The sequence below is a fragment of the Novosphingobium lindaniclasticum LE124 genome, from assembly GCF_000445125.1.
In the GTDB taxonomy this organism is placed as follows: Bacteria; Pseudomonadota; Alphaproteobacteria; order Sphingomonadales; family Sphingomonadaceae; genus Novosphingobium; species Novosphingobium lindaniclasticum.
In genome coordinates, this window is record NZ_ATHL01000089.1 from 42,506 (window position 1) to 67,946 (window position 25,441).

Here is a 25,441-nt window from a genome sequence, read left to right on the forward strand (position 1 = left end):
GGCGCTGCGCGGTCAGGGCCTGTATGCCGCCCGCCACTTGCCCCAGCGATAGTAGGCGAGCGTCAGAACCACTGTCAGCGCCGAACCGACCGGATAGGCCCACCACAGCGCCTCACTGCCGATCAGCGGATAGGCAAGGTGGTAGAAGCCCAGCCGTCCCGGATAGAGCCCGAGGAACATGATGATCAGCGGCACCACCACCGCGCCATAGGCACGCATGGTCCCGGTGAGGATCATGGTGATCGACACGATTACAAACGAGGCGGTGCAGACCAGCTGGATATGCTGCGCGATCGGCATGGCCGGGCTGTTTCCGCCCAGGAACAGCGCCAGGAGCGGATGATCGAACACCACGATCACCGCCGCCATCACCGTGGAGAGCGCGAGATTGGCGACGAGGCCGATCTCCGTCACTTTGCCGACGCGCCCGTGGTCGTGCGCGCCCAGCGACTGCGCGACCATCGCGCTCACGGCCGAGCCGATCGCCATCGCCGGCATCTGCAGATAGTTCCACAATTGCAGCGACGCGCCATAGGCCGCGGCCGAATCGAGACCCTCGCGGTTGACCAGGCCGACCATGATGAGGCCGGCCGAAGTGGCCAGCAGCATCTGCGCGCCCATGGGCAGACCCTTGAGGATCACGTACTTCAGCTCGCTCCCGTGGGGGATCAGGTAGCCCAGTTCCGCCCCGCGCAGGCGCATCGGCAGGTCCTTGCGGTAGATCGTCCAGAGCTGGAACGCCAAGCCCGCGAGATTCGCGAAGGCGGTGGCGGCCGCAGAGCCGGCGATGCCCAGCGTGGGTATCGGACCCGGACCGATGATCAGCAGGGGGTTGAGGATCACGTCGAGCGCCACCGTCAGGATCATCGCATGGAGCGGCGTCTTCGAATCGCCGGCGCCGCGCATGCCCATCGATACCATCAGCGAGAGCGAGCCCAGCGGCAGCGTCACGAAGATCACCCGCAGATAGGCCAGCGCCTCGATGCGGCTCTTGCCGGGCGTGCCCAACGCGTTCAACAGCGCTTCGGCGCCGAGCCAGCCGCCGATCGCGCAGAGCACCGAGAGCAGGAGGCAGAAGCCCAGACCCGAACCGAACGTCATCCGCGCCGCTTCGATCTGCCGGGCGCCGAAATGCTGGCCGACGCGCACCGTCGTGGCCATGCCGAAGCCGAAGACCAGCGCGATCAGCAGAAACATGACGATGTTCGCGTTCGCCGTCGCCGCCAATGCGCTCTCACCCAGCAGGCGGCCGACCCAGATGGCGTTGACCGAGCCGTTGAGCGTCTGCAGGACGTTGGAGATCAGCATCGGGATCGAGAAGACCATCAAGGTCTTCAGGATCGGGCCCTGGGTCAGGTCGCCCTGCATCCGCGCCATCTGTGGCGGAGAAGGGGCCTCCTCGGGTTCCATGCCCCCGGTCGGAATCGGCGATGCCTCGTTCATGTCCCCCTCAAGTTCCCCGCGTATCGCCCCAGATATGAATGTGCAGGCGGTCGCTGAAGCGATAGCCTTCCCGCGTGCAGATGTCCGAAAGCCATCCCGACCTCTGCCGGATGACATCGCTGGAGCGGCCCTCCGGCATCAGGAATATCCGCTCTGCGGGGATCGCATGGCGCTCCTTCAGCGCGCGAACTTCCTCCACATCGGCCGGTTCCGCCACCACGAACTTGAACCAGGCACGCGGATCGGCCGCCCAGGCGTCGAGCCGCTCCGGCACCAACGCCAGTTCCGCCGGATTGCCGCTGTGCGAGAGCTTGGGGCTGACATTGTACTGCTGCACCCGCGCGTCGAGCACGGCATGCGGCGCCACCGAGCCGTTGGTCTCGATCTCCACATGCATCCCGGGCCGTGCTTCGTCGAGCGCCGCCAGCATCCGCGCCAGTTGCGGCCCCTGAAGCAGCGGCTCTCCGCCCGTTATGACGAGGCGGTCGGGAGGAAGGTCGGCCACCATGCGCGCCACGTCTGCTTCCTCGGCCATGACCTGGTTGGCCTTGCGCTCGAACGCCAGGTCGTCCCGATGGAAGCGGTTATCGCCGGAAAAGCGCCAGGTATAGGCGGTGTCACACCACTCGCAGGCAAGGTTGCAGCGCGACAGCCGCACGAAGGTGCTCGGCCGCCCCATGCTGGCGCCTTCGCCCTGAAGCGAAGCGAACACTTCGGGTTCGCCGGGGGTGGTGGTGGCAAGGGCAAGCGTCACGGGTATTCTCGAATGCAGTCTGGAGGGGGTTGCTTGACACAGTTTACACGGTCCAGGGGAGAAAAAGTCACCTCGTGTCGAAAGGTGCCGTCCTCGGCCATTGTCGTGCGGGAGAAGCAAGCGATCACAGGCGCGAAAGTGTCAGATGCGCGTTGTGTAGGAAAACGAAAAAGAGAGAAGTCCTGGGGGATGATCCCCAGGCCCTCGGAATGTCGAGGTTCTGCCTTGCCTAGCCGTTCTGCGCCCCTTGCGAGCCGGGAGACATATAGCCTGCGGCGGCAGGGAGCGCCAAACGCGGCTGCGCGCGCGACCTCGCCAGTATTGGGGGGGCAGGGGGTGATGACCCCCTGCTTCCTCCCTTTTCCTATCCCAACCGCGCCAGCGCCGCAGCCAGACGCTCAGCCTCGGCCGAGTGATGCGCATGATCCGCACGCGCCTTTTCGATGGCCTCGGGCTTGGCTTTCTCGACGAAGGCCGGGTTGCCCAGGCGCTTGTCGAGCGAGTCCCGCTCCTTGACCGAAGCGGCCATGGCCTTCTCCAGACGGGCTTTCTCGGCGGCAATGTCGATCACGCCTTCCAGCGGAATCGCCAAAGTCGCATCGCCCGCGCCCACCTGCATGGCGGCACCGGCAGGCGCGGCCTCGAAGTGGATCGCATCGAGACGCGCCAGACGGTCGATCGCGGCGGAGTTGCGGCCGATCACGGCGCGGGTCGCGTCCGAGGGATCGGCGACATAGGCGGTGAGCCGCGCACCCGGCGCGATGCCGAGTTCGGACTTGGCGCCGCGCAGGTTGCCGATCAGCGCGATCAGCCATTCCACTTCGGCCTTGGCCTCGGCGTCCACTGCAGCGTCAGGCGCAGGCCATGCGGCGACGATCAGGTCGTTCTCGCGCGTGCCCATCTTGCTCCACAGCTCTTCGGTGACGAAGGGCATGAAAGGGTGGAGCATGACGAGGATCTGGTCGAGCACCCAGCCGGCGACGGCCTTGGTCTCGTCGTCGAAGCTGCCCTTGATCAGTTCGATGTACCAGTCGCAGAACTGGTTCCAGACGAAGTGGTAGATCGCATTGGCGGCAGCGTCGAAGCGCAGATCGGCCATGGCCTTGTCGAGCAGGGCCACGGTCTCGACGACTTCGCCGATGATCCACCTGTTGACGGCCGTCGTCGCCTTGGGGGCGGCGACGGAGGTGCTGGCAACGATGCCGTTGGACTGGCAGAAGCGCGCGGCGTTCCAAAGCTTCGTGGCGAAGTTGCGGTACCCTTCGACGCGCTTCTCATCCATCTTCACGTCGCGACCCTGGCTCTCCATGGCGGCCATGAAGAAGCGCAGTGCGTCGGCGCCGTACTTGTCGATCAGGCCCAGCGGATCGACCACGTTGCCCTTGGATTTCGACATCTTCTGGCCGTCCGCAGCGCGGACGAGGCCATGCAGGTAGAGCCGCTTCCACGGCACTTCCTTCATGAAGTGGATGCCCTGCATCGCCATGCGCGCATCCCAGAAAAACAGGATGTCGAAGCCGGAAACGAGCAGGTCGTTCGGATAGTGCTTCTTCAGCAGCGGTGCGTCTGAGCCATCAGCTTCATTGGCGGGCCAGCCGAGCGTGGCGAAAGGCCAGAGCGCGGAGGAGAACCAGGTGTCGAGGACGTCCTCGTCGCGGGTCAGCTTCTTGTTGCCGGCCTGTGCCTGCGCCTCTTCCTCGGTTTCGGCGACGAAAATCTCGCCGTCCTCGCTGAACCAAGCCGGAATGCGGTGGCCCCACCAGAGCTGGCGCGAGACGCACCAGGGCTGGATGTTCTCCATCCAGTTGAAGAAGGTCTTTTCCCAGCTCTTCGGGACGATCTCGATCGCGCCCGAGCGGACGGCTTCCATCGGCGGGCCGGCAAGGGTCTGCGCATCGACGTACCACTGGTCGGTCAGCCAGGGTTCGATGACGACGCCGCTGCGGTCGCCGTAGGGAGTCTGGATCACGCGGTCCTCGACCTTTTCGAGCAACCCGTCGTTTTCAAGCCATTCGACGATCGCCTTGCGCGCCTCGAACCGGTCCATGCCGATGAACTGCGAAGGCACGAGGCCGTCCTGCGTCTGGCAGACGTGCGCATCGGCATCGAGCATGTTGAGCATGTCGCCGGCCTTGAAGCCCGCGCGCTTGCCGACCTCGAAGTCGTTGAAGTCATGACCCGGGGTGATCTTCACCGCGCCCGAACCCAGCTCCGGGTCGGCGTGCTCGTCCGCGACGATGGGAATCTCGCGGCCGGTGAGCGGCAGGGTGACGGTGGCGCCGCGCGCCAGCAGTTCCTTGTAGCGCTCGTCCTCCGGGTTCACCGCCACGGCCATGTCGGCGAGCATCGTCTCGGGACGGGTGGTGGCGACGTGGATGTGGCCCGAACCGTCCGACAGCGGATACTTGATATGCCAGAAGTGGCCGTTGGTCTCGCGCGTTTCGACCTCGAGGTCGGAAATGGCGGTGCGGAACTTGGGATCCCAGTTCACCAGGCGCTTGTCGCGATAGATCAGGCCCTGCTTGTGCAGGTCCACGAAGACCTTGACCACGGCCTTGGTGAAGTGCGGGTCCATCGTGAACTGCTCGCGACTCCAGTCCATCGAGCAGCCCAGGCGGCGCAGCTGGCCGGTGATGGTGCCGCCGGATTCGGCCTTCCATTCCCAGACCTTCTCGATGAAGGCTTCGCGCGTATAGTTGGCGCGCTTGTCCTGCTTGGCTTCCATCTGGCGCTCGACCACCATTTGCGTGGCGATGCCCGCATGGTCGGTGCCGACCACCCATAGCGCGTCCTTGCCCTTCAGGCGCTCGTGACGGATCACGATATCCTGAAGCGTGTTGTCCAGAGCGTGGCCGATGTGGAGCGAGCCGGTGACGTTCGGCGGCGGGTTCACGATGGTGAACGGCTGCGCGTCCGGACGCTCGGGGCGGAACAGGCCTTCGCCTTCCCAGTGCTGGTACCACTTCGCCTCGATCTGGGCGGGGTCGAAAGTCTTGTCGAGGGCGGCTGCTGGCCCGGCTGCTGGAGTGTCGGTCATGGCGCGGCGCTTTGCCAGCAGAGGCACCCGCGCGCAAGTACGCGTGCGTTTCGAGCTGGCCTTACGGTCGGGCAAAACCGGCATCCGACCGGTGCCGCAAACCTTCGACGGATGTCGAAGCTGCACCTGACAAACCACCCTTGCGAAATCAACAATCTGTCGCAGGCGGGGAACCCCTTGCCGGTGCAGGCATTTTCCCCCAATACGAGCGCACATGCGGGAATGGGCTGAATTCACTCTGTCGGAAAACGACCAGAACGGTGTCCAGACCGTGGCGCTCAAGGGGCCCTTGCGCGTGCATTCCCTGGGCAATCTGGACGTGAAACTCGCCGCCTTGCATGGCCCGTTCGCCCGCATCGACATGTCCGGCGTCACCGATATCGACACGACCGGGGCCTGGCTGGTCTGCCGCTACGCCAGCGAGCACAATCTGGAAGTGGTCGGGCAGAGCGAGCAGGCCGAGCGTCTTTTTGCCGCCATCGGCCAGGTTCCCGAGGAACCGGTGGACATCGAGCCGGAAACGCCGCTGCTGACCCGGACGGTGGGCGAACTTGGCGATCTGGTGGTCGCCTGGGGCCACGGCCTCGTCCGGTCGGTGGGCTTTCTGGGCGAACTGATCGCCGCTCTCGGTTCGGCGCTGCGCCATCCCTCGCGCCTGCGCGGAACCGCGCTGGTGCATCACATGCAGCATGTGGGCATCAACTCGCTGTGGATCATCGGGCTGATGAGCTTCCTCATCGGAATCGTCATCGCCCAGCAGGGCGCGGTACAGCTCGCGCAGTTCGGTGCGGAGATCTACACGATCAACCTCACCGGCCGCCTGGCCATGCGCGAACTTGGCATTCTGATGACCGCGATCATGGTCGCGGGCCGCTCCGGCTCGGCCTTCGCGGCGCAGATCGGTACGATGAAGCTGACCGAGGAAGTCGATGCCATGCGCACCATCGGCGTCTCGCCGATGCAGGCGCTGGTGGTGCCGCGCGTGCTGGCGGCGATGCTCATGATGCCGTTGCTGGGCTTCTATTCCACGGTCCTGGCGATCATCGGCGGCGCTTTTATCGCCAACTTCGCGCTCGACATTCCGTTCTGGACCTTCCTCCAGCGCACCCAGGAAGTGGTGCCGATCACCGACGTCTGGGTAGGTCTGCTGAAAGCCCCGGTCTTCGCGCTGATCGTGGCGCTGGCGGGATGCTATCAGGGCATGCAGGTGACCTCCAACGCCGAGGAAGTGGGCGCCCGCACCACCCAGGCCGTGGTCACCGCGATCTTCACCGTGATCGTGCTCGACGCCTTCTTCGCGATCTTCTTCACCAAGATCGGCTGGCAATGAGCGACGTCGACACTCTTGAAGCCGAACGGACCGCGCGATCGTCGGACGCGTTCCCGATCGTGGTGGAAGGCCTGCGCAATGCCTTCGGCGATCATGTGATCCACGAGGATCTTTCGCTGAAAGTCCGCAAGGGCGAGATCCTGGGCGTGGTCGGCGGCTCGGGCACCGGCAAGTCGGTGCTGATGCGCTCGATCATCGGTCTCCAGCAGCCGGAGGCCGGTGAGATCACCGTGCTCGGCCACCACATGGACGCCTCCACCGACGACGAGGGCAGGGACCTGCGCTCGCGCTGGGGCGTACTGTTTCAGGGCGGCGCGCTGTTCTCCACCCTGACAGTGGGCGAGAACGTGGAAGTGCCGCTCAGGCAGTTCTATCCCGAGATCGATGACACCTTGCGCAGCGAGATCGCCCGCTTCAAGGTGCGCCTGACCGGGCTGGCCGAGGAAGCCGCCTACAAGTACCCGAACGAGCTTTCCGGCGGCATGAGGAAGCGCGCAGGACTGGCACGGGCGCTGGCGCTCGACCCGGAACTGCTGTTCCTAGACGAGCCGACTGCCGGGCTCGACCCGATCGGCGCGGCGGCGTTCGACCGGCTGACGCGCGAACTGGCCGACAGCCTGGGGCTCACGGTGTTCCTGATCACCCACGATCTCGACACGCTCCACGCCATCTGCGACCGCGTGGCGGTATTGGCCGACAAGCAGGTGATCGCCGTGGGCACGATTCCGGAGCTGCTGGCGCTCGATCATCCCTGGATCCAGGAATATTTCAACGGCCCGCGCGGCCGTGCCGCGCTCTGCGCGAAAGACGACATTTCGATGAAGGACGGGGCTCCGAAGGATCGGGCGCCGGTGACGCAGGGCGGCTCCGCACCCGAGGAGCCCGTCCTCAAGAACACCAATGGTAGCGGGGCATAGGGCACACAGCATGGAAACACGGGCCAATCACGTATGGGTCGGAGCCGTCACGCTGGTGCTGCTGGCGACGCTCGCTGCGTTCATCATCTGGATCGCGCGGATCAACGACACCGCGCGCAACGAATACGACATCTTCTTCAAGCAGTCGGTCGACGGCCTGGCGAAGGGGTCCGGCGTCGATTACAACGGCGTGCCGGTGGGGCAGATCAAGGAGATCGAACTCTGGCCGCAGGATCCCAGCTTCATCCGCGTGCGCGTGAAGGTGGACAAGAAGGTCCCCGTGACCGTCGGCACCACCGCCACGATCCAGGGCAGCTTCACCGGCGTCGCCGATATCCAGCTGGAAGGTGCGGTGAAGGATGCCCCGCTCCTCACCGAGCCTGGCCCGGAAGGCGTTCCGGTGATCCCGACCAAGCGCGGCGGCCTGGGTGAGATCCTCTCCAACGCCCCGCTGCTGCTGGAACGGCTGGCCACGCTGACCGAGAACCTGAACCTTCTGATGTCCGAAGAGAATCGCCGGTCGATAACCGGTATCCTCAAGAACACCGACAAGATGACCAAGGATCTTTCCGCGGCGACGCCGCAGATGAAGCAGACCCTGGCCGAGCTGCAAGGCACGCTGAACCAGGCGACCCGCACCCTGGTGGCCTTCGAAGGGGTGGCCGGAAAGGCCGACAACCTGCTGGGCGAGCAGGGCAACTCGCTGGCCGCGCAATTGCGGCAGACGCTGGGGGCCGCGCAGAAGTCGATGGAGACGCTCGACCAGACCCTGCAGCGCGCTCAACCCGCGTTCGACCAGGTGTCGGAGCAGACGCTGCCGGCCGCCGAAGCCGCGATCCGCGACCTTCGCGCCACCAGCAAGGCTCTGCGCAGCGTGACCGAGAAGATCGAGGAACAGGGCGCCGGCGCGCTGATCAAGGGGCAGAAGCTGCCCACCTACAAGCCGTGAACGGGCCGGCCATGACGAAAGACAAGATGGGAACCGCGATGAAGCTCCGGCACAAGACCCAGATCCTCGGCGGCGCGCTTTCGGTCGCGGCAGCCCTTGCGCTCTCCGGCTGCATCAGCCTGGCACCGAAGACGCCGGACCTGCTTCTGCGCCTGACGCCGGACCAGACGGCGCCGGCCGGCTCGCAGGCGACCGGGCAGATCTCGGACGCGATCGTCGTGCTCGATCCTGAAGCCGACCGCAGCCTGGACGTGCTGCGCGTGCCCGTCCGCGTCGACGGCGCCACCATCTCCTACCTCAAGGACGGCTGGTGGATTGAAAAGCCGAGCCGCCAGTTCCGCTCGCTGCTGGCCGAAACCCTGCGGGCGCAGACCGGCAAGCTCGTGGTGGAGGGCGGCGACTTCGAAGTTACCGGCAAGACCCTGATCGGCGGGAGACTGCTCCAGATGGGCTACGATGTGCCCAGTTCCTCGGTCGTCGTGCGGTTCGATGCCATTCGCACCGAGCGCGGCGGTCCGCTGGTCACACGGCGGTTCGAAGCGGTGGTGCCGGGCGTGAAGGCCGAAGCCGCGGCGGTCGCGCCGGCGCTCAACAAGGCGGCCAACGATGTCGCGCATCAGGTTGCAACCTGGGTTCAGGGCGGGGCTTAACCGGCTTGAGCAGGGAGAAGAGAAGTCCTGGGGGATGATCCCCAGACTCTCGGAATGTCCACCTTGTGCGCTCCCTGTACGCCGTGCGCTCCTCGGGGCGCAGCCGATATGTTTTTCGAAGCAAGGGGCGCGCCAGCGGCTCGGTAGCGCGCGATGCCGTCAGTAGCGGGGTGCAGGGGCGATAGCGGGGTGCAGGGGCGATGGCCCCTGCGTTGCCCTTCTCTACTTCAAGCCCTTGAAAGTTCCGCCAGCCTGATCGCCAGCTTGAACCCCTCGAACCGGGCGGCCCTGCGTTCGGCGGCTTCCCAGTCCTCGCCCCAGAGTTCGACCTGCCAGTCTTCTTCGAGATTGGCTGCATTCCAAAGCGCTTCCGCATCGGCACCCGGCCGGATCGCAGCCATGGCGATCGTGAGCGAGGCCGCGAGGCTGGAGAGCATCTTGAGCGCGGCCAGCGCAAAGTCGTTCTCGGCAGAGAGGGCCGCTTCCAGCCGGGCCATCGTCTCGGGCGGCTGCGGCTTGTGCAGGATTCCGGAAATCCGCGCGAAGTGTACGTCGTAGCGCGCTTCGGCTTCGGTCAAGAGCGGCTCCCACACCGCGATCTGGCGCTGGTAGAGGGCATCCTCGGGATCGGCGCGGTAGCAGAGCGTATCCGTATCCCCGTAAGGCATGACGTCGCGGATGGTCTGGACGCGGTCCGCCGCCACGGCATCGATCGCGAAATCGGCTAGATCGCGCAAATGGAAGGTCTGGGCGTCGATCAACTCGCCCTGGGCCGCCCATTCCGCCGCCAGAGCTTCGGCCAGTGCGGGGGTCGGAACGACTTGCGGGCGGCCGCCGGCGGTCTTGATCGGTCGGCCATCCAGCAGCACCCGCCAGCCGCCTTCGGTCTCGGCGACAGCGGCTTCCTTGTAGAAGCGCTTCATCTCGGGCTCCGCCACTTGCGGGCGAGGACCTTGGGCACCACGAAGACGTCGACCAGGCCGTTGATGATCAGCAGGTAGCCCAGCCAGAGCGGCAGATCGATCTTGCGGGCGCCGATCGCCATGCCCGCGATCACGCAGGCGACTCCGAAGATGCGCACGAGCTGGATGATGGCGAAGCGCGCCTTTGCCGGGTCTCGGGCATATTCCTGTTCGCTCACGTCAGCAGGTACTCCATGAGTTCGTTCGGAGCCTCCGCCACCTTTTCCGCGCCGGCTTCGATCAGTTCGCGTGGGTGGTGATAGCCCCAGTCGACGCCGACGGCGCGGGTTCCGGCGGCCTTGGCCATCTTCATGTCATAGGCGGTGTCGCCGATCATGACGGCCTGCTCGGGCATGGCGCCGGCCTCGATCAGCGCTTCTTCCAGCATGGCCGGATGCGGCTTGGAGGGATGGCGATCGGCGGTCTGGAGCGTGACGAAGAGGTCCGAGATGCCGTTCGCCTCGAGGCAGTAGGTGAGGCCGCGATCGGACATGCCGGTGGCGACGCCCAGCGTCCAGCCGCCGGCATGAAGCGTGCGCAGGCAATCCTCGATGCCGGGGAACAGCGGCTGCGAGACGCGGCCTTCCTCGCGGGCGTGGCGAAACGCGACCTTGTAGGCTTCTGCCATGGCGCCCTGCTGGGCCTCGTCGCTCTCGGGCAGCAGCTGGCGGATCGCCTGGGGCAGCGAGAGCCCGACGGCGCGCCGGATCAACCCGCGCGACGGCGCGACCAGGCCGAAAGCCGCAAAGCTGGCTTCCATCGCCTCGCAGATCGGCGCCTGGCCGTCGACCAGAGTGCCGTCGCAATCGAAAACGGCGAGTTTCACCGCTTGCCTCGCGGGCCCGAGGGTCGGCCACCCGCAGGGCGGCCTGAAGGGGGCCGTGAGCCACCGGGCTTGCGCTGCGCTCCGGGGCGAGCGGATTTGGCGCCGGGCCCGGCCTTGCTGCCGAAGCTCTTCCCCGAAGGCTTCCCGCGCGAACCGGGACGCTCGGAGGCACCGTCGCGGCGCGAGCGGCGTTCGCCGCGGCGTTCCTTGCGGTACTGCTTGGCGTGGGCCTTGGCGGCGCGCTTCTCGTCGTCCTTGGTGAACTCGGGTGCCGATTCCGGGAGTTCGGCGCCGTCCGCTTCGTCGAAGCCGAGCGAGGCCAGCGAATTGGCGAAGTGTTCGGGCAAGGGGGCGGTCACGTCAAGCGGGGTGCCGTCCGGGTGCTCGATGATCAGGCGGCGGGCGTGAAGGTGCATCTTGCGGCTGATCGTGCCCGACAGGAAGGCTTCCTGGCCGCCGTACTTGCCGTCACCGACGATCGGATGGCCGATCGCCGCCATGTGGACGCGCAGCTGGTGGGTGCGGCCGGTCAGCGGGTGAAGTTCGACCCAGGCGGCGCGGTTGCCGGCGCGGTCGAGCACGCGGTAACGGGTGCGGGCCGACTGGCCGCCTTCCTCGTCGACGTGCATCTTCTCGCCGCCGGTGCCCGGCTGCTTGGCGAGCGGCAGTTCGATCATGCCGTCGTTGATGCTCGGCACGCCGACGACCAGCGCCCAGTAGATCTTCTTGGCGGTACGACCGGAAAAGCGCTTGGAGAAGAACGCCGCGCTGCCGGGCGTGCGGGCGATCAGCAGGACGCCGGAAGTGTCCTTGTCGAGCCGGTGGACGAGGCGCGGGCGCGGTCCCTTTTCGGCATAGGCGTCGAGCAGGCCGTCGACGTGCTCCTTCATGCCCGAGCCGCCCTGGGTGGCGAGCCCGGGAGGCTTGTTGAGCACGATCGCGGACCGGTCCTGCGTCAGGACCATCGAATCGGCGAGTTCGATCTCGGCTTCGGTCAGTTCCCGGCGCGGGCGCGAACCGCCGAGGCCGGGCTTGGCTTCGCCGCCCGGCGGCACGCGCAGGACCTGCCCCGCCGCAAGCCGGGTGTCGACATCGGCGCGCTTGCCGTCGACGCGAATCTGGCCGGTACGCGCCCAGCGCGAGACCATCGCGAAGCCGACGTCGGGCAGGTGGCGCTTGAACCAGCGATCGAGGCGGATGTCGTCATCGTCGCGGCCGACGGTGAACTGGCGGACGGAATCTGAATTGTCGCGGCTCATGCGGCGACTCCCTTCGTGATGGAAAAGCCGGCGAACAGCGCGGCGAAGCCCGCGATCAACGAGATCGCGACATAGAAAGCCGCAAGACCGACCTGCCCGCGCATGGCGAGGGCAATGGTATCGAGACTGAACGAGGAAAAGGTCGTGTAGCCCCCCAGCACGCCGACGCCGAGAAGCAGGCGCGGACTCTCGCCCGCCGCGCCCTGGCGCAGCAGCCAGCCGGCAAGCAGGCCCATGAGCAGGCTGCCGACGACGTTCACGGTCAGCGTGCCGTAGGGAAAGGCGCCGGCACGGGTCGGGCCGATCGCGGCCATCCAGGCCGCTCCGGTAAGATACCGCAGCCAGGAGCCGAGGCCGCCGCCGAACGCCACGAAGAGCGAGGCAGCTAGAAAGGAAGGTTGGGACATGGCGCCGCCTTACCCGCGAACGCGCGGATTTCCAATCGTTCCATCGGGGCGGATCGTCATGAGCACCCGTACGGAGGGTTTGATCCGCAGCCCCTGCTTCGTGCAAGACATATTAATGCGGATATGACGTCGGAGGCTTGCGCTTAGCGCGCCCGTCAAGCCGCGTCGGGACATGGATGACTTGCGGCGTCTCGATTCGACCGGCGAAGCGCTCAAGTTGGACCTCCCGGGCATTCGGATCAGTTGTGTGCCTCTAAAGCACCGGATCGATTCGCCGATCTACGCGCGGTAAAGAACGGCACGCCTGCCCAGACCCTTGCAAGGCAGGCGGCGACCAGCGTTTCGACGGGGCGTCCGATCGCCGATCAACTGGCCTGACGCGCCGGAACGGTGTATAAGGGTTCTCCGCCGGGCTTTCCCTACCCCGGTCGATGGCGCTTTTCGGCCAATCGACGTCCAAGATTGCTTGCCTTCCGGCGCTGGCAGTGCTAGCGGCGCCCAACTTCGAGCCGATCCCGGCAAGGGACTCGGTGTCATTACGTTTTTCTTTCAAGGTGCCTTCCGCGTCGGAATGCGGAATTCGTGCCTTCGATTTGTGAGGTGTGTCGGTTTATGCAGATTCTCGTTCGCGACAACAACGTCGATCAGGCTCTTCGGGCTCTCAAGAAGAAGCTGCAGCGTGAAGGCGTGTACCGCGAAATGAAGCTGCGTCGTCACTTTGAGAAGCCCTCGGAAAAGCGCGCCCGCGAAAAGGCCGCTGCCGTGCGTCGTGCCCGCAAGCTGGAGCGCAAGCGCATGGAGCGTGACGGCTCCAAGTAAGCTTGGGGTCGGCCCCGTGCTTCTTGAAGCGCGGGGTTGCGGCAGGGCTGCTTCTTTCGGGAGGCGAAGTCACGTCGCAATCAATCCGGTCGTGTTCCTGATGCGATTGTGATTGGCACATCTTAAATTGCTCGGCTTGCGGCTTGAATGCCGCTCCGGCTTGAGCCATGAGGGCGCGGAAATTCCATCCGCGCCCTCTGTGCATCTGCCCTGCAGTTGCCGACGCTGGGCGAATCCGAACGAGGCCCTAGACTATGACTGAGATCACGCGCGTTCCGCTGCAGCCGATTGCCAAGGGCTCGCTGGGCAAGATCTGGCTGGGCGTCGCCGCAGTCGTGCTGGCCGCCGGCGGCGTGGCCTATGCTGCTCTCCCGCCCCAGGTTCACGTCAGGACTCTGACCGCCGGCACCGGCGAATCGCCAACTGCAGCCGACGTGGTGCTCATCAACTACAAGGGCACCCTGCCTGACGGTAAGGTGTTCGACCAGGCGCAGCAGGTGCCTATGGCCCTCAACGAAGTCATCCCCGGGTTCTCCAAGGCGCTGGTCAAGATGCAGCGCGGCGGCAAGTACGATGTCGAGATCCCCGCCAAGCTCGCTTACGGCGACAAGGCCGTGGGCCAGATCCCGGCCAACACCGACCTGAACTTCCAGATCGAACTGCTCGACTTCAAGAGCCGGGCCGAGATCGAACAGCAGCAGCGCCTGATGCAGCAGCTTCAGCAGATGCAGGGCGGTGCGCCGGGTGCGCCGGGTGCGGTTCCGGGCGGTGCCGTTCCGGGTGCCGAAGCTCCGGCGCGCTGATCGGCGGCGAGCGCATGATCCGCAAATTCGGTGCTTCGCTTCTGACGCTGGCCCTGGTGCTGCCTGCCGCCGCTTCGGTTGCGGCTCAGGACAACGCGGCTGCCGGTATCGCTCCAGCGCCGGCCCGCAAGGTTGCCGTCACCACGCTGACCGCGGGGCAGGGCGCCAAGCCCACCCGCGAAGACTACGTGCTGGTGAACTACAAGGGCATGCTCAAGGACGGCACCGTGTTCGACCAGAACGAGCAGATGCCGATGGCGGTCGGCAGCGTGGTTCCCGGCTTTGCGGATGGCCTTGTCCAGATGCAGCGCGGCGGTTCCTATCGCCTCGAGATCCCCTCGGAACTGGCCTATGGCGCCGAGGGCGGCGGACCGATCCCGCCCAATTCGGATCTCGTCTTCGAAGTGACTCTGCTGGACTTCAAGACCCAGGCCGAACTGGACGCGATGATCGCCCAGCAGCAAGGGGCGCAACAGGGCTCTGAACAGGCGCAACCGGCGCAAACCGACCAGTAATGCGCCTGGCGGACGCTCCCTCGCGGAGGCGTGCCTGCTTGAAGCGAATTCGGACGGGTGCTAGCTGCCCGATCCTGACATTCCGGCGCGGCGCGCAGCCCGCCGGTCAAATCTGAAGGAAAGCCATGTCGGTCGATACCGCAACCGTTGCGAAGATCGCCAGCCTTGCCCGCATCAAGGTGAGCGAGGCTGAAATCGAGGCGATGGTCCCCGAACTCAACGGCATTCTCGCCTGGGTCGAGCAGCTCGGCGAGGTCGATACCTCGCAAGTGGAGCCGATGACCGCCGTCATTCCCAACACGCTGCGCCTGCGCGACGACGTTATCGACGCCGATCCGCTGACCGGCGGCGACAAGCGCGATGCCGTCCTGGCCAATGCTCCCGCCGCCGAACACGGCTTCTTCGGCGTGCCCAAGGTGATCGAATAATGACCGAACTGACTGAACTTGGCGTCGCGCAGATCCGCGACGGCGTTGCGGGTGGCGATTTCACCGCCGTCGAAGTGGCGCAGGCGTTCAACGCGAACGTTGCCGCCGCGCAGGAAGCGCTGAACGCCTTCATCATCGCCACGCCCGAAAAGGCCATCGAAGCCGCGCAGGCCACCGATGCCAAGCGCGCGCGTGGCGAAGCGCTGGGCAAGATGGGCGGCGTGCCGATCGGCATGAAGGACCTGTTCGCAACCTTCGACGTGCAGACCACGGCCGCCAGCCACATGCTGGAAGGCTTCAAGCCGCAGTACGAATCGACCGTCTCGCAGAAGCTGTGGGATGCCGGCGCGGGCATGCTGGGCAAGCTGAACCTTGACCAGTTCGCCATGGGCTCGTCGAACGAGACCAGCTATTTCGGCAACGTGATCTCGCCGTGGAAGCGCAATGATGGTGGCAACGCCGCGCTCGCGCCCGGCGGTTCCTCGGGCGGTTCTTCATCCGCTCTCGCTGCGCGTCTCTGCCCGGCGGCCACCGGCACCGACACCGGCGGTTCGATCCGCCAGCCTGCCGCTTTCACCGGCACCACCGGCATCAAGCCGACCTACGGCCGCTGCTCGCGCTGGGGCGTCGTGGCCTTCGCCAGCTCGCTCGACCAGGCTGGGCCGATGGCCCGCTCTGTGCAGGACTGCGCGATCATGCTCGAAGCCATGGCCGGTTTCGATGCCAAGGATTCGACCAGTCTGGACCTGCCGGTGCCGAACTGGGAAGCCGCGCTTTCCGGCGACATGAAGGGCAAGAAGGTCGGCATTCCCAAGGAATACCGCGTCGATGGCCTGGACGAAGACGTGTCGAAGTCGTGGGACGACGGCATCGCCTGGCTGAAGGATGCGGGCGCGGAGATCGTCGAGATCTCGCTGCCGCACACCAAGTACGCGCTGCCGACCTACTACATCATCGCGCCTGCCGAAGCCTCGTCGAACCTCGCCCGCTACGACGGCGTGCGCTACGGCCTGCGCGATCTGCCGGACGGTGCCAACCTTCAGGACATGTACGCCGCGACCCGCGCCGCCGGTTTCGGCCCCGAAGTGAAGCGCCGCATCCTGATCGGCACTTACGTGCTCTCGGCCGGTTTCTACGACGCCTACTACACGCAGGCCCAGAAGGTCCGCGCGCTGATCGCGCAGGACTTCGCCAAGGCTTTCGAGCAGTGCGACGTGATCCTTGCCCCGACCGCGCCCTCGGCCGCCTTCGGCCTTGGCGAGAACGTCGACGACCCGCTGAAGATGTATCTCAACGACGTCTTCGCGGTGCCCGCCTCGCTCGCGGGTCTTCCGGCGATGTCGGTCCCGGCCGGCCTCAACCGCGAAGGTCTGCCGCTGGGTCTTCAGGTCATCGGCAAGGCTTTCGACGAACAGGGCGTGCTGAACGCCGGTCTCGCGCTTGAACAGCGCGCGCAGTTCTCGGCCAAGCCGGAAAAGTGGTGGTAATATGAGCACGTATCGCATCCAGGGCGCTACCGGTGACTGGGAGGTCGTGATCGGCCTCGAAGTCCACGCGCAGGTCACCTCGAACTCCAAGCTGTTCTCCGGCTCGGCGACGGCATTCGGCGCGGAGCCGAACAGCCAGGTCTCGCTGATCGACGCGGCGATGCCGGGCATGCTGCCGGTGCCGAACCGCGAATGCATCCGCCAGGCCGTGCGTACCGGCATGGCGATCGAGGCGCAGATCAACAAGTGGTCGCGTTTCGACCGCAAGAACTACTTCTACGCCGATCTTCCGCAGGGCTACCAGATCAGCCAGCTCTATCACCCGATCGTGGGTGAGGGCTCGCTGACCATCGATGCGGACGAGAAGGCGGGCATCCCGGCCGACAAGGTGATCGGCATCGAGCGCATCCACGTCGAGCAGGACGCGGGCAAGCTGATGCACGACCAGCATCCGACCATGTCCTATGTCGATCTGAACCGTTCCGGCGTGGCGCTGATGGAAATCGTCAGCCGTCCGGACATGGCTTCTCCCGCAGAAGCAGGGGCTTACCTGTCGAAGCTGCGGACGATCCTGCGCTATGTGGGGTCTTGCGACGGCAACATGGACCAGGGCTCGATGCGCGCCGACGTCAACGTCTCGGTGCGCCGCCCCGGCGAGGAACTCGGCACCCGTACCGAGACCAAGAACGTCAACTCCGTGCGCTTCGTCATGCAGGCGATCGAGCACGAGGCGAGCCGTCAGGTCGACGTGCTGGAAGCGGGCGGCAAGATCGTGCAGGAAACCCGCCTGTTCGATCCCACCACCGGCTCGACGCGTTCGATGCGCTCGAAGGAAGACGCGCACGACTATCGCTACTTCCCCGATCCGGACCTGCTGCCGCTCGAACTCGACGACGCCTTCCTTGAGGAATGCCGCGCCAGCCTGCCCGAACTGCCGGACGCCAAGCGCGCCCGCTACGTAGGGGAGCTGGGTCTGTCGGCCTACAACGCCGCCGTGCTGACCGCCGATGTCGATACCTTCGCCTGGTTCGAGGCGCTGCTCGCCGAAACCGCTTCGGCCCAGGGCAAGCAGCCGGCGGAAGTGGCCAAGCAGGCGGCCAACTGGCTGATTTCGGAATTCTTCGGCGCGCTCAACAAGCAGGGCAAGAGCCTTGAGGATTCCCCGGTCAGCCATGAGCAGGCCGCGGAACTGCTGGCGCTGGTTGGCAAAGGCACGATCTCGGGCTCGATCGCCAAGCAGGTGCTGGAAACGATGTTCGAGACCGGCGACAATGCCGGGGTCATCGTCGAGCGCGAGGGTCTTAAGCAGGAATCGGACACCGGCGCCATCGAGGCCAAGGTGGACGAAATCCTCGCCGCCAATGCCGACAAGGTCGCCCAGTACCGCGAAGGCAAGGTTGCGCTGTTCGGCTTCTTCGTTGGCCAGACGATGAAGGCGATGGCCGGCAAGGGCAACCCGCAGGTCGTGAACGAGATCCTGAAGGCCAAGCTGGGCTGATCTCGCCGCCAGGTGACGGAATAGAAAAAGCCCCGGAAAAGCATCGCGCTTTTTCGGGGCTTTCGTTTTCCTTGGCGTCCTCAGATCAAGAGATCTTGGTCCCTTCCAGTGTCATCGTTCCGAAGAACCCGGCCTTGATCGTGCCGGTGAGCGCAGCGCCTTCCACGGTGGCCTTGCAGTCGAGATCAATGGCCATGGGTGAGGTCATCTTCATCTTCCAGGTCAGCTGGTTGCCGTCGATGCGGCCTTCACGCAGGTCCATCGTGCCAAGGTCGCCGGTGATCTGGCCGGTGAACGCGTCACCCTGGGGCACGATGGTCAGCGTACCCTTCTGGTGCCCCAGCGGGGTCTTGGTCGAACATTCGTAAGTTCCGCCGAGCAGCGACATTCTTCTCTCCTTCTGTCTCGGACCGTTAATCCCGGCCGTGCGGCGCCGCCGGTGCGCTGCGCACTTCGACAGGCAAACCCAGACCCTTGAGCTGCGGTTCCACCACCTTGCGATCGCCCACCACCACGAAAGTCAGTCCCTTGGGCTGGAGGTACTGCGTTGCCGCAGCGCCGATCGCCTGGGCGTCAATCGTGCGGTACTTGTCGGCCAGCGTGACATAGTAGTCTTCTGGACGGCCGAGGCGTTCGTTCTTGCGGATCGCCGCCTGGACGGCCGCGGTCGTTTCGAACTGATTCGGAAGCTGGCGGATCGCGCCTTCGGTCACGCGCTGGAGTTCCTCTGCCGTGACCGGCTTCTTGCCCGGGAAAGCGCTCATGTCGGCGATGATCGCCTGGATCGCCGCGCCCGTCTTGTCCGACTGGACCGGCGCGGCCACTTGCACCGAGCGCGGGCCGATCGGCTGCGCCACACCGCTGCGCACGCCGTAGCTCCAGCCCTTGTCCTCGCGCAGGTCCTTGTTGAGGCGCGAGAGGAAGCCGCCGCCCAGGATGTCGTTAGCCAGTTGCAGCGCTTCGACATCGGGGGTCTTGCCGGTCATCGGCAAGACCCGCCCGGCCATGATGACCGACTGCGGCGAGTTCGGTCGGTCGATCAGGACGATGCGGTTGCCACTGCTCGCCGCGACGGCCGTATCGATCGGCTTGACCGGCTTGGGCGCGGCAGGGGCCTGCCACTGGCCGAAAGCGCGTTCCAGCATCGGCTTCAGTTCCGCCATGGTCACGTCGCCGACGACGGTGATGCGCGCCAGGTCCGGGCGCAGCCACTTGTCGTGCGCAGCCCTGAGCTGGTCCGGCGTCAGCGCCGCGAGCGAGGCGGCGTCGCCCAGGCCGTCGCCAGGCTGCGCATATGGATGCGTGCCGAACAATTCGGTGCCGAGCGAGCGGGCCGCCAGCGCGCTGGGGGTCGAGAGCGCCTGCGCCAGTTCCGCTTCAGACTGCGCCTTGACGCGGGCCACTTCCGAAGGTGCGAAAGCGGGGTCGCGCACGATCTGCGCCATGAGGTCGAGCGATGGCGCGAGGTTGGCCGAGAGGGCCGAGAGCGTCACGCTGCTGGTATCGAGCGAACCGTCTACCGAGATGTTGGCGCCCAGGCGTTCCTGTGCCTCGGCGATCTGCGTGGCGTCGAGCTTCGACGTACCCTGGTCGAGCATCGCCAGCATCAAGCCCTGGGTGCCGGGCGTATCGAGCGCGTCTGCGGCGTAACCGGCGTCGAAGTCGAGCGAGAGCACCAGCTTCGGCACTGTGCTGCGGCGGGCGAGGGCGACCTCGATGCCGTTTGAGAGCGTTGCATGTTCGATCGCGGGGAACGTCAGCGCGCCGATCTGGCCGAGCGGCGGCATCTCGCGCTTCGGTCCGGCGGCGATGGCGGGAGCCTTCGTCTCGGGGTCGGTCCCCTTTGGCTTGGAACCGCGTGCCGGTTGCTGGGCCTCGTCGCCCCAGCCGCCCATCGCGTCGCCACTTTCCTTGCGTGCACCGGGCACCACGTCGAGCGCATAGACCGGGCGCGAGAGCCACTTGTTCAGTGCCGCCTTGATCTCGGCGGGCGTCAGCGCTGCCATCCGCGCGAGGTCCTGCTTGTACTTGGCGGGATCGTCCGAGTAGACCTGCCCTTCGGCCAGCGTCGCGCCCTTGCCGCTGAAGCCGCCGACGCGTTCCAGCCCGCCGATCTCGCCGGAAAGAGTACTCACCACGGCGCGGCGCACTTCGTCTTCGGTGGGGCCGTCGCGCAGGTAGTCCGCCAGCACCTTGTCGAAGGCGGCATTGGCCTTGGCGCGGTCCACGCCCGGCTTCACGTCCATCGCCATGGTCAGCAGGCCGAGCTGCTGGAACACTTGCGCCGAGGCCGTCACCGCGACGGCGAGCTGCTGGCCGCGGACCAGTTCGTTGTCGAGCCGCGAACTGGCGAGGCCGCCCAGAATGTGCATACCGATCTGCAGCGCGGGCGTATCGGCATCGTTGAGGCCTGGCGCGGTCCAGTTGCGGGTAAGGCGCAGCACCGGCACCTGATCGGCGATTTCACGGGTGACAGGCGCGCCGAGCGTGACCGGCTCCGCAGCGACGGGCTTGATGTCAGGCCCGCGTGGGATGTCGCCGAACCACTTCTCGACTTTGGCGCGGGCGGTGGCGGCATCGATGTCGCCGGAGAGTACCAGCACGACATTGTTCGGGCCGTAATGGTCGGTGAACCACTTGCGCACGTCGGTGAGCGTGGCGGCGTCGAGATCGGCCATCGAGCCGATCGTCGAGTGGCGATAGGGGTGGCCGACGGGGAGCAGGCCTTCGCTTTGCGCATATTCGAACAGGCCATAGGGCTGGTTGTCGCCCTGGCGCTTCTCGTTCTGGACCACGCCGCGCTGTTTATCGAGCTTGTCCTGCGTGACCGCAGGCAGCAGGTGGCCCATGCGGTCGCTCTCCATGAACAGCGCCACGTCGAGCGCGCCGGTGGGCACGGTTTCGACGTAGTTGGTACGGTCGTACCAGGTGGAGCCATTGGTGGGGGTGGAGCCTGCCGCTTCCAGCGGAATGTCGAAGTCCGGCACGTTGGCCGAGCCGCCGAAGAACAGGTGCTCGTAAAGGTGCGCGAAGCCGGTCTTGCCGCGCGGCTCGTTCTTGGAGCCGACCTTGTAGTAGGTCGTCACGCCGACGATCGGCGCCTTGCGGTCGGTGTGGACGATGGTGGTGAGGCCGTTGGCCAGCACGAACTTTTCGAAGGGAATGTCGACCTTGGCGACGAGTTCGGCCGGGGAAGCGGGGGCCGGAGCGGCTTTTTCGGTAGATGCAGGCGGGGCCGAGGCGACGTCCGCCGTAGGAGCGCTGGCGCAGGCGGAGAGCAGAAGAGCGGCGGCAAGCGCGATGGCGCTGGAACGGGGAGCAAGTCGCATGACCGAAGCCTAGCATGTTGTTCGGTAAGGACCAGCGACAAAGGTGGGATGGCTCTCGTTGGGAGCAGACGTCGTCCCGGATTTCATCCGGGACCGCCGACAAGTCTTCAGGCGGGAGCTTGAAGTAGCCAGCTCGGCCGGGATTTGGGCGAGGCTTGGCCAGTGTCCCGGATCAATCCGGGACGAGGCATGATTCCCCCAGAAGGAAGCGTCGTTCGAGGGGACTAGCATTCCGCCCGCGAAAACCCATTTTGGGGCCACCGGGTTCCCAGTTCTTGAAAATCCACGGTTTCCTAAAACCGTGGCAGCATGTCTTGTGTTGTAAATATGCAACACTATATGGTCGAGATTAGGAGGCAATTCATACCATGAATCTCGAAAAGTTCACCGATCGGGCCAAGGGTTTCCTGCAGGCGGCGCAAACCGTGGCAATCCGCATGAACCATCAGCGCATCAGTCCCGACCACATCCTCAAGGCTCTGCTGGAGGACGGCGAGGGCATGGCGTCCGGCCTGATCCAGCGCGCTGGCGGCAACCCCGGTTTTGCGGTTCAGGAAGTCGACAAGACGCTGGGCAAGATCCCCACCGTTTCTGGCAGCGGCGCGCAAGGCGCGCCCGGTCTGGACAACGATGCCGTGCGCGTTCTCGACCAGGCCGAGCAGCTCGCCGCCAAGTCGGGCGACAGCTTCGTCACCGTGGAGCGCATCTTGCTGGCGCTGGCGCTGGCCACCACGACTTCGGCGGGACAGGCGCTCAAGGCCGCGAACCTCACGCCGCAGGGACTGGAGGCCGCGATCTCCGAACTGCGCGGCGGTCGCAATGCCGACAGCGCCTCGGCCGAAAACGCTTACGATGCGATGAAGAAGTACGCCCGCGACCTGACTCAGGCTGCGAAGGACGGCAAGCTCGATCCGGTTATCGGCCGCGACGAGGAAATCCGCCGCACCGTGCAGATCCTCGCGCGCCGCACCAAGAACAACCCTGTCCTCATCGGCGATCCCGGCGTCGGCAAGACCGCCATCGCCGAAGGGCTGGCGCTGCGCATCGCCAATGGCGACGTCCCCGACAGCCTCAAGGACCGTCAGTTGATGGCGCTCGACATGGGGGCGCTCATCGCGGGCGCCAAGTATCGCGGCGAGTTCGAGGAACGCCTGAAGGCCGTGCTCGACGAAGTGAAAGGCGCGGACGGGCAGATCATCCTGTTCATCGACGAGATGCACACGCTGATCGGCGCGGGCGCCTCCGAAGGCTCGATGGATGCGGGCAACCTGCTGAAGCCCGCCCTTGCGCGCGGCGAACTGCACTGCATCGGCGCCACCACGCTCGACGAATACCAGAAGTACGTCGAGAAGGACGCCGCCCTGCAGCGCCGTTTCCAGCCGGTCTTCGTCGGCGAGCCGACCGTGGAGGATACGATCTCGATCCTGCGCGGGCTCAAGGAGAAGTACGAGCTGCACCACGGCGTGCGCATCACCGATGCGGCGCTGGTGGCGGCGGCGACGCTCTCCAACCGCTACATCACCAACCGCTTCCTGCCGGACAAGGCGATCGACCTTATGGACGAGGCCGCCAGCCGCATCCGCATGGAAGTGGAAAGCAAGCCCGAGGAGATCGAGAAGCTCGACCGGCGGATCATCCAGCTCAAGATCGAGGAAATGGCGCTCGCCAAGGAGACCGACGAGGCTTCGAAGGATAGGCTGATCTCGCTGCGCGAGGAATTGGCCAACCTGGAGCAGCAGTCGAGCGAACTGACCACCCGCTGGCAGAACGAGCGCGACAAGATCGCCGCCGAAGGCAGGATCAAGGAGCAACTCGATGCCGCGCGCGTCGAACTTGATCAGGCGCAGCGCGGCGGTGATCTCGCCAAGGCGGGCGAGCTGGCTTACGGCACGATCCCCTCGCTGGAGCGCAAGCTCTCCGAAGCGCAGGCCCAGGCCGGAAACGCGCTCCTGCGCGAGGAAGTGACCGAGGACGACATCGCCGGCGTGGTCAGCCGCTGGACGGGCGTGCCGGTCGACAAGATGCTGGAAGGCGAGCGCGAGAAGCTCCTCAAGATGGAGGAGGTGATCGGCGCGCGGGTGATCGGCCAGAAGGATGCGGTGTCGGCCGTCTCCAAGGCGGTGCGGCGTGCCCGCGCCGGCTTGCAGGACCCTAACCGCCCGCTCGGTTCGTTCCTGTTCCTTGGCCCTACGGGCGTCGGCAAGACCGAACTGACCAAGGCGCTCGCCGGCTTCCTGTTCGACGACGACAGCGCCATGGTCCGTATCGACATGAGCGAGTTCATGGAGAAGCACGCGGTCTCCCGCCTGATCGGCGCGCCTCCGGGCTATGTCGGCTACGACGAGGGCGGCGTGCTCACCGAAGCGGTGCGGCGGCGGCCTTATCAGGTCGTGCTGTTCGACGAAGTCGAGAAGGCCCATCCGGACGTGTTCAACGTGCTGCTGCAAGTGCTCGACGACGGGCGCCTGACCGACGGGCAGGGCAGGGTGGTGGATTTCACCAACACCCTGATCATCCTGACCAGCAACCTCGGCAGCCAGTATCTGACCCAGCTCGATGAAGGGCAGGACGTGGACTCCGTGGAGCCGCAAGTGATGGAAGTGGTACGCGGGCATTTCCGGCCCGAGTTCCTCAACCGTCTCGACGAGATCGTGCTGTTCCACCGGCTTGGCCAGGAGCATATGGGCCCGATCGTCGATATCCAGGTGGCGCGGGTGCAGAAGCTGCTCAAGGACCGCAAGATCGTGCTCGACCTCACGGACGCCGCCAAGCGCTGGCTCGGCCGGGTGGGCTACGATCCGGTCTACGGCGCGAGGCCTCTGAAGCGCGCGGTGCAACGTTACCTGCAGGACCCGCTGGCGGAGAAGCTGCTGGCCGGCGAAGTGCCGGACGGCTCCCACCTCCGCATCGACGACGGCGACGGCGCGCTGGCGATCACGGTGAAGTGATCTCCACTAACACCAACAGGAAAGGGCCTCGGTTTCGCCGAGGCCCTTTTCATATGTGTCAGCCGTGGTTCCAGACGTCGAAAGGCTTTGCGCGGATCCACCGGGTCGCGGCCCATTTGACGCCTTGCCGAACCGGCACGCCGGCGTGGCGGCTGCGAGGATCGGGCGATCCGTCCGGCAGAGTATTGGCGAAAGCCACCATGTCCCCGCCGCCGCCCGCCACCGACAGGTTCTGCGCAGGAAAGCGAGTCTCGCCGCCGACATATCCGGTATTGAGGTAGATCAAGGCGGTGACGGTGCGCTGGTTGGTGACATGGGGCAGCGTATCCATGTGCTCGCGATATTCCTGCCCCGGCGCGTAGTGCAGCACGTTCAGCGGTTCACCCTGCTCCACGCGCGTGCCGGTGGCGGCGGCGAGGCGGCGCATGATCGCCTGAAGCGGCAGGGATTCGCGGGTCGGACCGACGACCGCGGCAGACGAAGTCCGGATCGGATGCGGGATGGACCGACCGGTGCGCGGATCGGCAACGATCGAAGGAGCCAGCAGGTCGCGCACGGACATGGCGAGATGGGCGCACTCTTCCGGCGTCAGAAACTGCCGCCATCGTTTGACCTGATAGTCTCGGCCCAGACTTTCGGGTTCCGGAAGAGCGAGAGGATAGCCTTCGTCATCGAGATCCATGCGCGAGAGCAGGGCGGCATCTTCCGCCGCAGGCCCTCCGTAGCGCTCGGCAGCCTCGCGCAAGATGGCCGTCGCGCCGCTCCAGTCTTGCGGGGCGCCGGTGCCGTTTGCGGTAAGCGCGGCTTCCATCATCGCGGCATCTTCGCTGCCGGCAAGCGTCGCTGCGCGCAGCAGTCGTCGGGCTTCGGGCAGGTCGCGGGGAAGAGGGCTGCCGATCAACCGCCAGCGCGCCAACAACGCCAGGCATTCGGCATCGCCGGCAGCGGCGGCGTCCTGGGCGATCGCGACGGCATCCTGCTGCCGCCCGCCTTCGAGCGCCGCAACGGCACGTTCACTGGCTTGAGTCATGACCTCTCTCTTGGCCTTTGCGGCGGGCAAAGAAAAGGGCCGGTGGATTG

The 25,441-nt window shown here is 65.9% G+C and carries 22 protein-coding genes; 11 read left to right on the top strand and 11 right to left on the bottom strand.

The genetic code is table 11. From position 1 onward, the window contains the following. Positions 1–12: 12 nt before the first annotated feature. From L284_RS38435 to L284_RS38445, 3 genes are all read right to left on the bottom strand, one after another. Complete coding sequence (locus tag L284_RS38435; protein WP_021234698.1) at positions 13–1,443, bottom strand: MATE family efflux transporter; 1,431 nt, start codon at positions 1,441–1,443, stop codon at positions 13–15. A 7-nt stretch (positions 1,444–1,450) separates the two neighbouring features. Continuing rightward, positions 1,451–2,197: a 7-carboxy-7-deazaguanine synthase QueE gene (locus tag L284_RS38440; RefSeq protein WP_021234699.1), complete on the bottom strand. Its 747-nt coding sequence runs from the start codon at positions 2,195–2,197 to the stop codon at positions 1,451–1,453. 364 nt (positions 2,198–2,561) lie between these two features. Then, entirely contained in the window at positions 2,562–5,234 is a 2,673-nt protein-coding gene (locus tag L284_RS38445) for a valine--tRNA ligase (protein WP_031342528.1), read from the bottom strand. 214 nt (positions 5,235–5,448) lie between these two features. Between L284_RS38445 and L284_RS38450 the strand changes: the two genes are divergently transcribed. Genes L284_RS38450 through L284_RS38465 form a run of 4 tightly spaced genes read left to right on the top strand, consistent with a single transcriptional unit; the run spans position 5,449 to position 9,080 of the window. Next, on the top strand, positions 5,449–6,564 hold the full coding sequence (locus L284_RS38450; RefSeq protein ID WP_021234701.1) for an ABC transporter permease: 1,116 nt from the start codon (positions 5,449–5,451) through the stop codon (positions 6,562–6,564). Further along, the gene (locus L284_RS38455; RefSeq protein WP_021234702.1) at positions 6,561–7,481 is read left to right on the top strand and encodes an ABC transporter ATP-binding protein; all 921 of its coding nucleotides are present in this window, start codon (positions 6,561–6,563) and stop codon (positions 7,479–7,481) included. The genes L284_RS38450 and L284_RS38455 overlap by 4 nt, the downstream gene beginning before the upstream one ends. A 10-nt stretch (positions 7,482–7,491) precedes the next feature. Then, positions 7,492–8,430 (top strand): MlaD family protein, encoded by a 939-nt coding sequence (locus L284_RS38460; protein WP_021234703.1) that lies wholly within the window; start codon positions 7,492–7,494, stop codon positions 8,428–8,430. An 11-nt stretch (positions 8,431–8,441) separates the two neighbouring features. Beyond that, the gene (locus tag L284_RS38465; protein WP_021234704.1) at positions 8,442–9,080 is read left to right on the top strand and encodes an ABC-type transport auxiliary lipoprotein family protein; all 639 of its coding nucleotides are present in this window, start codon (positions 8,442–8,444) and stop codon (positions 9,078–9,080) included. A 227-nt stretch (positions 9,081–9,307) separates the two neighbouring features. Here L284_RS38465 and L284_RS38470 read toward each other — a convergent pair whose 3' ends face one another. Genes L284_RS38470 through crcB form a run of 5 tightly spaced genes read right to left on the bottom strand, consistent with a single transcriptional unit; the run spans position 9,308 to position 12,534 of the window. Next, positions 9,308–10,003 carry an ATP12 family chaperone protein gene (locus tag L284_RS38470; RefSeq protein ID WP_031342531.1) on the bottom strand — a complete coding sequence of 232 codons (696 nt, stop codon included), beginning with the start codon at positions 10,001–10,003 and terminating at the stop codon, positions 9,308–9,310. Beyond that, positions 10,000–10,221 carry a hypothetical protein gene (locus L284_RS38475; RefSeq protein WP_021234706.1) on the bottom strand — a complete coding sequence of 74 codons (222 nt, stop codon included), beginning with the start codon at positions 10,219–10,221 and terminating at the stop codon, positions 10,000–10,002. Before L284_RS38475 ends, L284_RS38470 begins: the two co-directional genes overlap by 4 nt. Next, a complete protein-coding gene (locus L284_RS38480) occupies positions 10,218–10,868 on the bottom strand; it encodes an HAD-IA family hydrolase (RefSeq protein WP_021234707.1) in 651 nt (216 codons plus the stop codon). The genes L284_RS38475 and L284_RS38480 overlap by 4 nt, the downstream gene beginning before the upstream one ends. Continuing rightward, positions 10,865–12,127, bottom strand: a complete 1,263-nt coding sequence (locus L284_RS38485) for an RluA family pseudouridine synthase (RefSeq protein WP_021234708.1) — start codon at positions 12,125–12,127, stop codon at positions 10,865–10,867. The genes L284_RS38480 and L284_RS38485 overlap by 4 nt, the downstream gene beginning before the upstream one ends. After that, positions 12,124–12,534: a fluoride efflux transporter CrcB gene (gene crcB, locus L284_RS38490; protein ID WP_021234709.1), complete on the bottom strand. Its 411-nt coding sequence runs from the start codon at positions 12,532–12,534 to the stop codon at positions 12,124–12,126. Before crcB ends, L284_RS38485 begins: the two co-directional genes overlap by 4 nt. 612 nt (positions 12,535–13,146) lie before the next feature. On the opposite strand from crcB, the gene rpsU reads away from it, so the two are divergent. The 6 genes from rpsU (at position 13,147) to gatB (ending at position 18,084) form a co-directional block, all read left to right on the top strand. After that, entirely contained in the window at positions 13,147–13,353 is a 207-nt protein-coding gene (gene rpsU / locus L284_RS38495) for a 30S ribosomal protein S21 (protein ID WP_021234711.1), read from the top strand. 254 nt (positions 13,354–13,607) lie between these two features. Further along, positions 13,608–14,156 (top strand): FKBP-type peptidyl-prolyl cis-trans isomerase, encoded by a 549-nt coding sequence (locus tag L284_RS38500; RefSeq protein WP_021234712.1) that lies wholly within the window; start codon positions 13,608–13,610, stop codon positions 14,154–14,156. A gap of 14 nt (positions 14,157–14,170) precedes the next feature. Continuing rightward, complete coding sequence (locus tag L284_RS38505; protein ID WP_021234713.1) at positions 14,171–14,671, top strand: FKBP-type peptidyl-prolyl cis-trans isomerase; 501 nt, start codon at positions 14,171–14,173, stop codon at positions 14,669–14,671. 125 nt (positions 14,672–14,796) lie between these two features. After that, a complete protein-coding gene (gatC, locus tag L284_RS38510; RefSeq protein ID WP_021234714.1) occupies positions 14,797–15,099 on the top strand; it encodes an Asp-tRNA(Asn)/Glu-tRNA(Gln) amidotransferase subunit GatC in 303 nt (100 codons plus the stop codon). Beyond that, complete coding sequence (gene gatA / locus L284_RS38515; RefSeq protein WP_021234715.1) at positions 15,099–16,586, top strand: Asp-tRNA(Asn)/Glu-tRNA(Gln) amidotransferase subunit GatA; 1,488 nt, start codon at positions 15,099–15,101, stop codon at positions 16,584–16,586. Before gatC ends, gatA begins: the two co-directional genes overlap by 1 nt. A gap of 1 nt (position 16,587) precedes the next feature. Then, positions 16,588–18,084, top strand: coding sequence for an Asp-tRNA(Asn)/Glu-tRNA(Gln) amidotransferase subunit GatB (gene gatB / locus L284_RS38520; RefSeq protein WP_021234716.1), 1,497 nt, complete (start codon positions 16,588–16,590; stop codon positions 18,082–18,084). Positions 18,085–18,169: 85 nt separating this feature from the next. On the opposite strand, the gene L284_RS38525 is transcribed toward gatB, so the two are convergent. Beyond that, positions 18,170–18,472: a hypothetical protein gene (locus L284_RS38525; RefSeq protein WP_021234717.1), complete on the bottom strand. Its 303-nt coding sequence runs from the start codon at positions 18,470–18,472 to the stop codon at positions 18,170–18,172. A gap of 25 nt (positions 18,473–18,497) precedes the next feature. After that, complete coding sequence (locus L284_RS38530) at positions 18,498–21,413, bottom strand: M16 family metallopeptidase (RefSeq protein WP_021234718.1); 2,916 nt, start codon at positions 21,411–21,413, stop codon at positions 18,498–18,500. A 368-nt stretch (positions 21,414–21,781) separates the two neighbouring features. On the opposite strand from L284_RS38530, the gene clpB reads away from it, so the two are divergent. Continuing rightward, positions 21,782–24,361 (top strand): ATP-dependent chaperone ClpB, encoded by a 2,580-nt coding sequence (gene clpB, locus L284_RS38535; protein WP_021234719.1) that lies wholly within the window; start codon positions 21,782–21,784, stop codon positions 24,359–24,361. A gap of 58 nt (positions 24,362–24,419) precedes the next feature. Here the strand turns inward: clpB and L284_RS38540 are convergent, their stop codons facing one another. Further along, positions 24,420–25,391, bottom strand: coding sequence for a 2OG-Fe(II) oxygenase (locus L284_RS38540; RefSeq protein WP_021234720.1), 972 nt, complete (start codon positions 25,389–25,391; stop codon positions 24,420–24,422). Positions 25,392–25,441: the final 50 nt, after the last annotated feature.

Coding starts and splice junctions, on each gene's coding strand:
- L284_RS38435 (WP_021234698.1), bottom strand. CDS start 1,443: ATGAACGAGGCATCGCCGATTCCGACCGGGGGCATGGAACCCGAGGAG.
- L284_RS38445 (WP_031342528.1), bottom strand. CDS start 5,234: ATGACCGACACTCCAGCAGCCGGGCCAGCAGCCGCCCTCGACAAGACT.
- L284_RS38450 (WP_021234701.1), top strand. CDS start 5,449: ATGCGGGAATGGGCTGAATTCACTCTGTCGGAAAACGACCAGAACGGT.
- L284_RS38455 (WP_021234702.1), top strand. CDS start 6,561: ATGAGCGACGTCGACACTCTTGAAGCCGAACGGACCGCGCGATCGTCG.
- L284_RS38460 (WP_021234703.1), top strand. CDS start 7,492: ATGGAAACACGGGCCAATCACGTATGGGTCGGAGCCGTCACGCTGGTG.
- L284_RS38465 (WP_021234704.1), top strand. CDS start 8,442: ATGACGAAAGACAAGATGGGAACCGCGATGAAGCTCCGGCACAAGACC.
- L284_RS38470 (WP_031342531.1), bottom strand. CDS start 10,003: ATGAAGCGCTTCTACAAGGAAGCCGCTGTCGCCGAGACCGAAGGCGGC.
- L284_RS38485 (WP_021234708.1), bottom strand. CDS start 12,127: ATGAGCCGCGACAATTCAGATTCCGTCCGCCAGTTCACCGTCGGCCGC.
- crcB (WP_021234709.1), bottom strand. CDS start 12,534: ATGTCCCAACCTTCCTTTCTAGCTGCCTCGCTCTTCGTGGCGTTCGGC.
- rpsU (WP_021234711.1), top strand. CDS start 13,147: ATGCAGATTCTCGTTCGCGACAACAACGTCGATCAGGCTCTTCGGGCT.
- L284_RS38500 (WP_021234712.1), top strand. CDS start 13,608: ATGACTGAGATCACGCGCGTTCCGCTGCAGCCGATTGCCAAGGGCTCG.
- L284_RS38505 (WP_021234713.1), top strand. CDS start 14,171: ATGATCCGCAAATTCGGTGCTTCGCTTCTGACGCTGGCCCTGGTGCTG.
- gatC (WP_021234714.1), top strand. CDS start 14,797: ATGTCGGTCGATACCGCAACCGTTGCGAAGATCGCCAGCCTTGCCCGC.
- gatA (WP_021234715.1), top strand. CDS start 15,099: ATGACCGAACTGACTGAACTTGGCGTCGCGCAGATCCGCGACGGCGTT.
- gatB (WP_021234716.1), top strand. CDS start 16,588: ATGAGCACGTATCGCATCCAGGGCGCTACCGGTGACTGGGAGGTCGTG.
- L284_RS38525 (WP_021234717.1), bottom strand. CDS start 18,472: ATGTCGCTGCTCGGCGGAACTTACGAATGTTCGACCAAGACCCCGCTG.
- L284_RS38530 (WP_021234718.1), bottom strand. CDS start 21,413: ATGCGACTTGCTCCCCGTTCCAGCGCCATCGCGCTTGCCGCCGCTCTT.
- clpB (WP_021234719.1), top strand. CDS start 21,782: ATGAATCTCGAAAAGTTCACCGATCGGGCCAAGGGTTTCCTGCAGGCG.
- L284_RS38540 (WP_021234720.1), bottom strand. CDS start 25,391: ATGACTCAAGCCAGTGAACGTGCCGTTGCGGCGCTCGAAGGCGGGCGG.